This is a genomic window from Pseudomonas sp. R62 (genome assembly GCF_000257605.1).
GTDB classification, from domain to species: domain Bacteria; phylum Pseudomonadota; class Gammaproteobacteria; order Pseudomonadales; family Pseudomonadaceae; genus Aquipseudomonas; species Aquipseudomonas atacamensis.
The window spans coordinates 719,740-730,125 of record NZ_JH635998.1 but is presented as its reverse complement, the minus strand read 5'-3'; the positions used below and the strand labels follow the sequence as shown (position 1 = coordinate 730,125).

The following is a 10,386-nucleotide window of genomic DNA, read 5'->3' as shown; positions in this document are numbered from 1 at the left end:
GATTCAGCTGTATCCCTGTGGGAGCGAGCCTGCTCGCGAAGGCGGTGTGTCAGGCACCCATAATGTTGAATGACAGAGCGCTTCGCGAGCAGGCTCGCTCCCACAGGATTACCTTGGTGGTGCTCAGGAAATAAAAAAACGGCCCGAAGGCCGTTTTTTATTCAGCGGAAACACTCAACCGCCGAGGTACGCCTCGCGTACTTTCGGGTCGGTCAGCAGCGCTTCACCGGTGCCTTGCATGACCACGCGGCCGTTCTCCAGAACGTAGGCGCGGTCAGCGATTTTCAGCGCCTGGTTGGCGTTCTGCTCGACCAGGAACACCGTCACACCGTCCTTGCGCAGCTGTTCGATGATGTCGAAGATCTGCTGGATGATGATCGGCGCCAGACCCAGCGATGGCTCGTCGAGCAGCAGCAGCTTGGGCTTGCTCATCAGCGCACGGCCGATGGCGAGCATTTGCTGTTCGCCGCCGGACATGGTGCCGCCGCGCTGGTTGAAGCGTTCTTTCAGGCGTGGGAAAAGTCCGAGGACCTTGTCCATCTGTTCCTGATAGTCGCCCTTGTCGGTGAAAAATCCGCCCATCGACAGGTTTTCTTCCACGGTCAGACGGGCGAACACCCGACGCCCTTCCGGGACCACGGCGATGCTCTTGCGCATGATCTGCGACGAGTCCTGGCCGACCAGTTCCTCACCCATGTAGCGGATGCTGCCGCTGTGCGCCTGCGGCGAACCGCACAGCGTCATCAGCAGCGTGGATTTGCCGGCACCGTTGGCGCCGATCAGCGTCACGATCTCGCCCTGACGGACTTCGACGTTGACGCTGTGCAGGGCCTGGATCTTGCCGTAGAAGGTGGAAACGTTTTCGAACTGCAGCATTTACGCTTCCCCCAGGTAGGCTTTGATCACTTCAGGATTGTCGCGGATCTGTTCCGGCGTGCCGTCGGCCAGCGGCGTGCCCTGATTGATCACGACGATGTGGTCGGAAATGCTCATGACCAGTTTCATGTCGTGTTCGATCAGCAGCACGGTGACGTTGTGCTCTTCGCGCAACACACCGATCAGCGCCTTGAGGTCTTCGGTTTCCTTCGGGTTCAGGCCGGCGGCGGGTTCGTCGAGCATGAGGATCCGTGGGCGGGTCATCATGCAGCGAGCGATTTCCAGACGCCGTTGCTGGCCGTAGGCGAGGGTGCCGGCGGTGCGGTTGGCGAACTCTTTGAGGTTGACCTTTTCCAGCCAGTACTCGGCAAATTCCATGGCCTCGCGCTCGCTTTTGCGGAACGCCGGGGTCTTGAACAGGCCGGACAGGAAGTTGGTGTTCAAGTGACGGTGCTGGGCGATCAACAGGTTCTCGACCGCAGTCATGTCCTTGAACAAACGCACGTTCTGGAAGGTCCGCACCACGCCTTTGAGGGCGATCTTGTGGCCCGGCAGGCCCTGGATCGGCTCGCCGTCGAGCAGGATGCTGCCGCCGGTAGGCTGATAGAAGCCGGTCAGGCAGTTGAACACGGTGGTCTTGCCGGCGCCGTTCGGGCCGATCAGGGCAACCACCTGCTTTTCCTTGACGGTCAGCGCCACGCCGTTGACCGCCAGCAAGCCGCCGAAGCGCATGCTCAGATTTTCGACTTTAAGGATCTCGCGGCTCATTTGCGCAACTCCATGTGTGGGCGTTGCATCGGCAGCAGACCTTGTGGACGCCAGATCATCATCAGCACCATCAGCGCACCGAACATCAACATGCGGTACTCGCTGAACTCACGCATCATTTCCGGCAACAGGATCATCACGATCGCCGCCAGAATCACGCCCAGTTGCGAGCCCATGCCACCCAATACGACGATGGCGAGGATGATCGCCGACTCGATGAAGGTGAACGACTCGGGCGTTACCAGCCCCTGACGTGCAGCGAAGAAGCTGCCGGCGAAACCGGCAAACGCAGCACCCAGGGTGAACGCGGAGAGCTTGATCACGGTCGGGTTCAGGCCCAGCGCACGGCAGGCGATTTCGTCTTCACGCAGCGCTTCCCACGCGCGACCGATCGGCATGCGCAGAAGACGGTTGATCACGAACAGCGCGGCCAGTGCGAGCAACAGCGCAACCAGGTAAAGGAAGATCACCTTGTTGATCGAGTTGTATTGCAGGCCGAAATACTCGTGAAACGTCTGCAGGCCTTCGGCGGCTTTGCGCTCGAAGGTCAGGCCGAAGAACGTCGGTTTTTCGATGTTGCTGATGCCGTTCGGGCCACCGGTGATGTCGGTCAGGTTACGCAGGAACAGACGGATGATCTCGCCGAAACCCAAGGTCACGATCGCCAGATAGTCGCCGCGCAGACGCAACACCGGGAAGCCCAGCAGGAAGCCGAACGTCGCCGCCATCAGGCCGGCAATCGGCAGGCAGATCCAGAAGCTCAAGCCGTAGTAATGCGACAGCAGCGCGTAGCTGTAGGCGCCGACGGCGTAGAAACCGACGTAACCCAGGTCGAGCAGACCGGCCAGACCGACCACGATGTTCAGGCCCAGGCCGAGCATCACGTAGATCAGGATCAGCGTTGCGATATCCACCGCGCCACGGGAGCCGAAGAACGGCCAGACCAGGGCGATCAGAATCAGCGCAATGATGAAATAGCGCTGGGTGGTTGGCAGGGTCAGGAAGTTGCTGGCCTTGGCCGGGATCAGCGGCATGCCTGGCGAAGAGCGCCAGGCCTTGCTGATCTGCTGGTTGAACAGCACGCGCAGGAACATCAGCACCGAGCAGATCGCGATGGTCGCAAGTACCGCAGGGCTGGTGTTGTGCACTTCCAGATTGATGCCGACGATGGTCAGTTTCAGACCCAGTACCGGGTAGGCCACCGCCCACACCAGCAAGGCACTGAACAGTGCCTGTTTAAGATTCCTAGTCATACTTTCTCAACCTCCGGACGGCCCAGAATGCCGGTCGGACGGAACAACAGCACCAGAACCAGCAGGCCGAACGCAACGACGTCCTTGTACTGGTCGCCGAAGATATCGGCACCGAACGCTTCCGCTACACCGAGCACCAAGCCGCCGAGCATTGCCCCGGGGATGCTGCCGATGCCGCCCAGTACCGCAGCGGTGAAGGCCTTGAGGCCGACGAGGAAACCGGCGTTGGGGTTGATCACGCCGTATTGCATGCTCAGCAGCACCGCAGCGACCGCCGCCAGCGCAGCACCGATGACGAAGGTCAGGGCGATGATGTTGTTGGTGTTGATGCCGAGCAGGTTGGCCATCTTGATGTCCTCGGCACAGGCGCGGCAGGCGCGGCCCAAGCGGGAACGGGAGATGAACAGGGTCAGGCCGAGCATGGCGATCAGGGTCACCACGAACACCACGATCTGCATGTAGGAAATCAGCACTTCTTGTGCGCCACCCGGACCGAAGGCGAAGTTGCCCGGGATCAGGTTGGGGATAGCTTTGTCCTTGGAGTCTTGCGCCAGCAGAACGGTGTTCTGCAGGAAGATCGACATACCGATGGCAGAAATCAGCGGGATCAGACGGTTGCTGCCGCGCAGGGGGCGGTAGGCGATCCGTTCGATGCTGTAACCGTAGGAACTGGTGACGACGATGCTGGCGATGAACGCCGCGGTCATCAACAGCGGGACACTGTCGAGTCCCATCATGGTCAGCCCGGCGATGGCGATGAAGGCCACGTAGGAACCGATCATGTACACCTCGCCGTGGGCGAAGTTGATCATTCCAATGATGCCGTAGACCATCGTGTAGCCGATGGCGATCAGGGCATACATGCTGCCAACGTTGAGGCCGTTAACCAGCTGTTGGAAGAAGTGATAGAGGTCAGGCATTACAGCGCTCCTAAAAACCTGTACGCATTTCACTGGTGGAGTCATTTTCCCGCCCGGCCCCGTGGATCTCTATCCACTTCGAATCCGGGTTTTGCCAGCGAACCGCTGATGACGGTTTTGAGATTTTCAGGTGGGCCGACTGGCGGATCACGCCAGCGCGGCCCATACATTCGCAAAACAAAGCCCACGGCACGCCGTGGGCTTTATTGGCAGTCAGTCGGGCAAGGCCTTACTGAGGCGAAACTTCGGTTTTAGGTTTGCCGTTGTGCCACTCGTACACGACAAATTTGAAGTCCTTCAGGTCGCCCTTGTCGTCGAAGCTCAGGTCGCCGGTCGGGGTCTTGAACGAACCGGCGTGGATGGCTTCAGCCACTTTGGTCGCGTCTTCGGACTTGGCCGCCTTGATGCCTTCGGCAATCACGGTCACTGCCGAGTAGGACGGGAACACGAACGGACCGCTCGGATCTTCCTTCTTGGCTTTGAACGCGTCAGCCAGGGCAACGTTGGCCGGATCCTGGTCGAAGGATTTCGGCAGGGTCACCAGCAGGCCTTCGGACGCGTCCTTGGCGATCTGGGTGATCGAGTCGTTACCCACGCCTTCCGGACCCATGAAGCGGGCTTTCAGGCCTTTTTCCTGAGCCTGGCGCAGGATCAGGCCCAGCTCCGGGTGGTAGCCGCCGTAGTAGACGAAGTCGACGCCGGCTTGCTTGAGCTTGGCGATGATGGCGGAGAAGTCCTTGTCGCCGGCGTTGACGCCTTCGAAGACGGCAACCTTGGTGCCTTTCTTCTCGAGGGTCGATTTTACGGCGGTGGCGATGCCTTCACCGTACTGCTGTTTGTCGTGCAGCACGCCAACCACTTTCGGTTTCACGTGATCGGCGATGTAGTTGCCGGCGGCAGGGCCCTGGGCGCTGTCGAGACCGATGGTGCGGAAGATCATTTTGTAGCCACGGGCGGTGATGTCCGGGCTGGTGGCAGCCGGGGTGATCATGATCACGCCTTCGTCTTCGTAGATGTCCGAAGCAGGCTGGGTGGAGCTGGAGCACAGGTGACCGACCACGAACTTGACGCCGTCGTTGACGACCTTGTTCGCTACCGCTACCGCTTGTTTCGGATCGCAGGCATCGTCGTATTCAACGGCTTCGAGTTTCTTGCCGTCGACGCCGCCCTTGGCGTTGATCTGCTCGATGGCCATTTTCGCGCCACTGAACTGCATGTCGCCGTACTGGGCTACTGGACCGGTTTTAGGACCGGCGATACCGATTTTGATGGTGTCAGCTGCGAACGAATGGCTGGCAACCCCGGCCAGAACCATAGCGGCAAACAGTTTGGAAATCTGCTTAGTAGCCTTAGTCATAGTGCTCCACTCTTACTGTTGTATTTTTTAGAGTTCTGGCGCCGTAGCAGCAGAACCGGGTCAGATATCTTTGCGATACCCTCCGGAAAATGCCCCGGCAACTGTACCGGTACAGTGTAGAGCGCCGCTTGATCAACTGGGAAGCGGGCGCCACGGGGCAAAACTTGGGGGTGTCGCATTTTTGAATGAAAGAGACAGAATTGCGGCGGGGCAATCGGGGGCATATATCCCAAAAGGCAGCATTCCCTGGCGTTCCTGCTCTTTTCGTTCGGTGCAGCGATTTGCAACCGGGTTTTTCTGACGGACCACCGACGTTATCATTCGCGTCGATTTCTTTTCCGGACAGCTCCCATGAATCAAGAACCTAGCACCCTCTATGCCAAGCTGCTTGGTGAAACGGCATCTATTACCTGGAAAGAGCTGGAGCCGTTCTTCGCCAAGGGTGCCCTATTGTGGGTCGACCCTGACCTGGATTTGATCGCCGCCGCCGAGGCCGTGGCATCGGATGAAGGCGAGAAAGTCGCGGCCTGGCTGGCCGACGACAAGGTCGCCAAGCTGTCTGAAACGCGGGCACTGGATATTTTCGAACGTGATCCGCAGCTGTGGGCCGTGGTGGTTTCGCCGTGGATTCTGATCCAGGAAAGGGCGGCCGTTTAATTGCTCGCACTCTTTTGGTGCCTCGATTGCCGCGCCGCAAGTGTGTAGCGGAGTAGCGTGATGGCACCTTGCCGTGGAGAAATGCCACGCCTCACGGTGACGTAAACGTAACGGGAACAGTTTATGGAGCGGCCTGAGGGTCGCTTAATTGTTTCTGGATGTTGGAAAGGCTGAAATCTTTAGTGAATTTGGAGACCCCATCGCTGGCAAGCCAGCTCCCACAGTGTCCGGGTGTACACAAATATTGTGCGCACCACAAAATCTGTGGGAGCTGGCTTGCCAGCGATTGGGGCGACTCGGTAGCGGATCAGGCCGAATAACTCTTCCCGGTATGGTTATTCAGCGAAATCACCTTGGTCTTGCCAATCCGGTGGCGGTAGATCTCGCGCAGGTACTTGATCGACTTCTTCACGCAATCACGCGACAGGCGAATGTCATTGATCGAGACGAACTTGTCTTTATCGTTGATCAGCTCGCGATACTTTTTCTCGTACATCGGTTTGATCGCGTACCAGTTGGTATCGAGGATCTTCGCCGGGTTCTCGAATTCGTTGAGCAGGTCGTCGATCCGCTCCTCGTCGAAGTCTTCCTGAATGATGAAGTCGAGAATCGAGTTATCCAGCGTCTCGTCGAAACGGTACGGATTCTTCGCGAAGCAGCGCTTGATGAACGCCACGATCAGCGTGAGGAAGTCGTCCGACAGGCACGGGCTCTTGGCGATCAGGGTGGTCAGCGACAGGTTGGCCGAAGCGCCGATCACCAGCGCGTAGCGCTTGAGTGTGGTGTTGGGGAACAGGCTGTTGAGGTGGGTCTTCAACCGGTTCAGGTCCATGTACGACAGCTTGTAGTCTTTCGGCAGCGAGACGATCGAGACCACCGACGAGCAATTCTTGAAGAAGTGCAGGTCGTGCAGCGCGGCGGCGTCGTAGCCGGAATTCTTGTACTGCTCAAGCGAAGCGCGATAACGCTTGGATTCGATCGGCAGCAGGCTGATGCCTTCGATCGCCTGAGTGACCTTGTTGAAGTGCGGCAGGTCGATCGAGCGGAAGAACAGGTCATCGATGTTCAGGCGCTGTGGCTCTTTATCGAAGACCTTGAACTTGTCGCTGCTCGGCGGCGGGGTTTCCGGCACCACCGATTCGGCGTAGGCAATCGCCACCGGCCCGGCCAGACTCATGAACAGGTCGTTGGCGTCCAGTCGGATGGTTTCGCCGATGTCGATGCCGGCGCGGCGGAAGTAGTTCTGGTCGTAGTCAGTGGTGACTGCCTGCGCCGTCAGAATATTGAAGATCTGCTGCGAGATGTACTGGTTGGCGTGTTTCTCCATGGCATTGACATCAATGTTCTGGATATTGCCGTCATCGCTTTCTTCGGCGTAACGCATGATGTCGTTGGAGATCAGCATCATCGCGTTCCACGGGCGGATACGCCCCATCACGCTGGCTTCGCTGCTGTCTTCGTTGGCGAAGTTGTAGGAGAAATCCCACTCCTCCGACAGGTATTTGCACAGCAAGCGCCCGGCGTTGATGTGCAGCGCTTCGGACATTTCGCTGCGGTGGTCGGAAATATTCGGCAGCACGCAGATGCCGCTGGTGAAGATCGGCTCAAAGACAAACGAATGGCCGCTCTTGCCGTCATGCTCGTCCATCGGCTTGGTGTCGAAGGTCTTGTTCATGTACGAGTGCTGCTGCGCCAGACCGAACTCCGAGGCCATGCCCGAACCGGTACCGCCGCCGGCACTGAAAATCGAGAAATACAGGCGCGACTGGTTGGCCTTGATCCCGCAGCTGTCGATCAGGTACGAGTGGATCATTTTCCAGTCGGGGCTGGAGAAGCGCTGGGTGTCCTTGTTGAGGATGATCTTCGCCAGGTACTGGCCGAGGATCGGCGCGTTACCGGCGCCACCGGCGTGGACTTCGGACAAGTCCATGATCTTCATTTTGCTGTAGTCACGCAGGAAGCCGCTTTTCTCGCCCTTGCGCGAGAAACGGATGCGCCCGGCAATGTCCTTGTCGAGGTCGCCGAGCATCACCAGCGGTTCGACCAGAAACACCGGTTTGGTCGATTTGCTGGTACCGATGCGCAGGTTGTTCTTGATCCACTGCGCCGGGCTGTAGCCCTTGTCGGCCAGACGCCGGTCGCTCGGGCGGTCTTCGTTGTTGAATTCGTTGAGGTAGAACTTGCGCGCGTTGTACACCAGCTCCGCCACGTCGAGGGCGATGTTGGAGCCGCAGCGACCGAGGCCGATCAGGCACACCGAGGGGAATTCCTGGTCGTTGTGCTGCTCGTTGTCGCCTTCCTGATGCGCCGGGCGCGGGAACACCGAATCGCGCAGGCCGTCGAGGTTATCGAGGATGCGGTCGGTGTTGGTTTCGGTGAAGTACAGGTATTGCTGGGTCGACAGCGGGCGCGCGGGCGGCGTCGGTCTGGATAATGACGCGCTGTTCGCGGCGGGGCTCAGGGTCAGATCGGCTGTTGCACTGGCGGGGTTGTTTTTAGAGGTCATGGTGCGCCATTTACCTGGACTGGGTTGGCCCGCCGAACAGTGCCGGCGAACCTCACGGAATAAGATCTCGCGTCTTGTGTGCGCGAATACGGCCCGGGCGTCGTAGTGCTGGCTGGTCTGATCGCCGGGCGGAATCCTTTCCTGATCGTTGATGAATCGGCCATGATTCGGTGATCTTTAATCGAAAAGAGGCGAAATGATGTCAACGCTACCTTCGTTGGGGTTTGCCGGAATCGGCCTGATGGGCCTGCCGATGTGCCGGCGTCTGCTGGCCGCGGGTTACCCGCTGACGGTGTGGAACCGCAACCCGGACAAGTGTGCACCTCTGGTTGCGGCCGGCGCCCGACAGGTATCGAGCCCGGCTGACCTGTGCGCACACGCCGACATCGTCATGCTGTGCCTGGCCGACACTGCCGTGGTGCGTCAGGTGGTGTTTGGCGCTGGCGGCGTTGCCGAAGGTGCGAAAAACGGCCAGCTTTTGGTGGATTTCTCCAGTCTTGAACCGACCGCGACTCGCGAGATGGCCGCAGCGCTGGCCGAGAAAAGCGGCATGGGCTGGCTTGACTCCCCGGTGTCCGGCGGCGTGGTCGGCGCCGAGGCTGGCAGTCTGGCGATCATGGTCGGTGGTGCAGCGGCAGATCTTGAGCGCGTGCGCCCGGTGCTGCTCAGCCTTGGTCAGCGCGTCACGCACATGGGCGGCATCGGCGCCGGCCAGGTCACCAAGGCCTGCAACCAGATGATTGTCGCCTGCAATGCGCTGGTGATTGCTGAAGTGGTGGCGCTGGCCGAGCAGGCGGGGGTCGATGCCAGCCTGATCGCCGAGGCGCTGGCCGGTGGGTTTGCCGATTCCAAACCGTTGCAGATCCTTGCTCCGCAAATGGCCGAGAGTCGTTTCGAACCGATCAAGTGGCACGTGCGCACGCTGCTCAAGGATCTCGACACGGCGGTGAAATTTTCCCGCGAGCAGGGCTCGGCGACGCCAATCAGCGGATTGGCCGCACAATTGATGCGCCTGCATGGGGCGCAAGGCTTTTTAGCGAAGGATCCAGCGACGCTGGTGCAAATGTATCGCGCGCCAGACTCAACGGATTGACCCCGAGGACGGGTTTGCGCTGGTTGATTTCATCGAGCACCGCGCGCAATTCGTCCAGCGGCACCGGGCGGCTGAGCAGATAACCCTGAATGAAGTCGCAGCCCGAACGCTCGAGAAACTCGTATTGCTCCAGGCTCTCGACGCCCTCGGTGACCACCTGCAGATGCAGGGTGTGGGCCATGACGATGATCGCCTGGACGATCTCCATGTCCGCTGTGGCGGTGGGGATGTCGAGGATGAACGAGCGGTCGATCTTCAGGGTGTTCAGCGGCAGGCGCTTGAGGTAGGCCAGCGACGAGTAGCCGGTGCCGAAATCATCGATCGACAGCGACACACCGAGGGCGCGGATCTGCCGCAACAGCACCAGAGTGTTGGCGATGTTGCCCATCAAGGCGTTTTCGGTGACCTCCAGTTCCAGGCGTTCCGGGGCCACGCCTGCTGTGTGCAAGGCGTGCTCGATCTCCTCGGCCAGCTCTTCGCGCGCCAGATTCAGCGGCGAGCAGTTCCAGGCGATTTTCAATTCGGCACAACCATGCCGCGACAGCTCGCCGAGATCCTTGCAGGCGCGGCGCAGCACCCAGTTGTCCAGTTCGGCGATCAACCCGTTGTTCTCGGCAATACCGATGAAGCGATCCGGGGTGAGCAAACCGTGAACCGGATGCTGCCAGCGAATCAGCGCTTCGAGCTTGGTCACGCGTCCGGTTTTCACTTCGAAGATCGGCTGGTAGTAGAGCATCAGCGCGTTGTCTTGCCGTAGCGCACTGCGCAGTTCCTCTTCCAGTTGCAGCTCGAAACTGGCGCGGGTCTTCAGGCTGGAATTGAAGAAGTGCAGACCGTTGCGCCCGGCGCCCTTGGATTGGTACAAGGCCAGGTCGGCGTGTTTGAGCAGCTCTTCGCAAGTGGTGCCGTCTTCGGGAAACAGGCTGATGCCGATGCTGGTGGTCATCACCATGCGC

Annotated in this window: 9 protein-coding genes; 2 read left to right on the top strand and 7 right to left on the bottom strand. The window is 59.6% G+C overall.

Annotated elements, in window-relative coordinates; genetic code table 11:
• Positions 1-174: 174 nt before the first annotated feature.
• The 5 genes from OQK_RS04740 to OQK_RS04720 form a co-directional block, all read right to left on the bottom strand.
• Positions 175-876 (bottom strand): ABC transporter ATP-binding protein, encoded by a 702-nt coding sequence (locus OQK_RS04740; protein ID WP_003222380.1) that lies wholly within the window; start codon positions 874-876, stop codon positions 175-177.
• Positions 877-1,644 (bottom strand): high-affinity branched-chain amino acid ABC transporter ATP-binding protein LivG, encoded by a 768-nt coding sequence (gene livG, locus OQK_RS04735; RefSeq protein ID WP_016771357.1) that lies wholly within the window; start codon positions 1,642-1,644, stop codon positions 877-879.
• Complete coding sequence (locus OQK_RS04730; protein ID WP_016771356.1) at positions 1,641-2,897, bottom strand: high-affinity branched-chain amino acid ABC transporter permease LivM; 1,257 nt, start codon at positions 2,895-2,897, stop codon at positions 1,641-1,643. Before OQK_RS04730 ends, livG begins: the two co-directional genes overlap by 4 nt.
• Positions 2,894-3,817, bottom strand: coding sequence for a high-affinity branched-chain amino acid ABC transporter permease LivH (livH, locus tag OQK_RS04725; RefSeq protein WP_016771355.1), 924 nt, complete (start codon positions 3,815-3,817; stop codon positions 2,894-2,896). The genes OQK_RS04730 and livH overlap by 4 nt, the downstream gene beginning before the upstream one ends.
• 229 nt (positions 3,818-4,046) lie before the next feature.
• A complete protein-coding gene (locus OQK_RS04720; protein ID WP_016771354.1) occupies positions 4,047-5,174 on the bottom strand; it encodes a branched-chain amino acid ABC transporter substrate-binding protein in 1,128 nt (375 codons plus the stop codon).
• 351 nt (positions 5,175-5,525) lie between these two features.
• Between OQK_RS04720 and OQK_RS04715 the strand changes: the two genes are divergently transcribed.
• Positions 5,526-5,831 carry a DUF2288 domain-containing protein gene (locus OQK_RS04715; RefSeq protein ID WP_016771353.1) on the top strand — a complete coding sequence of 102 codons (306 nt, stop codon included), beginning with the start codon at positions 5,526-5,528 and terminating at the stop codon, positions 5,829-5,831.
• Positions 5,832-6,138: 307 nt separating this feature from the next.
• On the opposite strand, the gene OQK_RS04710 is transcribed toward OQK_RS04715, so the two are convergent.
• Entirely contained in the window at positions 6,139-8,337 is a 2,199-nt protein-coding gene (locus tag OQK_RS04710) for a hypothetical protein (protein ID WP_016771352.1), read from the bottom strand.
• A 196-nt stretch (positions 8,338-8,533) separates the two neighbouring features.
• Between OQK_RS04710 and OQK_RS29055 the strand changes: the two genes are divergently transcribed.
• The gene (locus OQK_RS29055) at positions 8,534-9,430 is read left to right on the top strand and encodes an NAD(P)-dependent oxidoreductase (protein WP_016771351.1); all 897 of its coding nucleotides are present in this window, start codon (positions 8,534-8,536) and stop codon (positions 9,428-9,430) included.
• On the opposite strand, the gene OQK_RS04700 is transcribed toward OQK_RS29055, so the two are convergent.
• A partial coding sequence (locus OQK_RS04700; protein WP_038860562.1) for a putative bifunctional diguanylate cyclase/phosphodiesterase occupies positions 9,321-10,386 on the bottom strand: 1,066 nt, incomplete at its 5' end. The genes OQK_RS29055 and OQK_RS04700 overlap by 110 nt on opposite strands.

Coding starts and splice junctions, on each gene's coding strand:
- OQK_RS04740 (WP_003222380.1), bottom strand. CDS start 876: ATGCTGCAGTTCGAAAACGTTTCCACCTTCTACGGCAAGATCCAGGCC.
- livG (WP_016771357.1), bottom strand. CDS start 1,644: ATGAGCCGCGAGATCCTTAAAGTCGAAAATCTGAGCATGCGCTTCGGC.
- OQK_RS04730 (WP_016771356.1), bottom strand. CDS start 2,897: ATGACTAGGAATCTTAAACAGGCACTGTTCAGTGCCTTGCTGGTGTGG.
- livH (WP_016771355.1), bottom strand. CDS start 3,817: ATGCCTGACCTCTATCACTTCTTCCAACAGCTGGTTAACGGCCTCAAC.
- OQK_RS04720 (WP_016771354.1), bottom strand. CDS start 5,174: ATGACTAAGGCTACTAAGCAGATTTCCAAACTGTTTGCCGCTATGGTT.
- OQK_RS04715 (WP_016771353.1), top strand. CDS start 5,526: ATGAATCAAGAACCTAGCACCCTCTATGCCAAGCTGCTTGGTGAAACG.
- OQK_RS04710 (WP_016771352.1), bottom strand. CDS start 8,337: ATGACCTCTAAAAACAACCCCGCCAGTGCAACAGCCGATCTGACCCTG.
- OQK_RS29055 (WP_016771351.1), top strand. CDS start 8,534: ATGATGTCAACGCTACCTTCGTTGGGGTTTGCCGGAATCGGCCTGATG.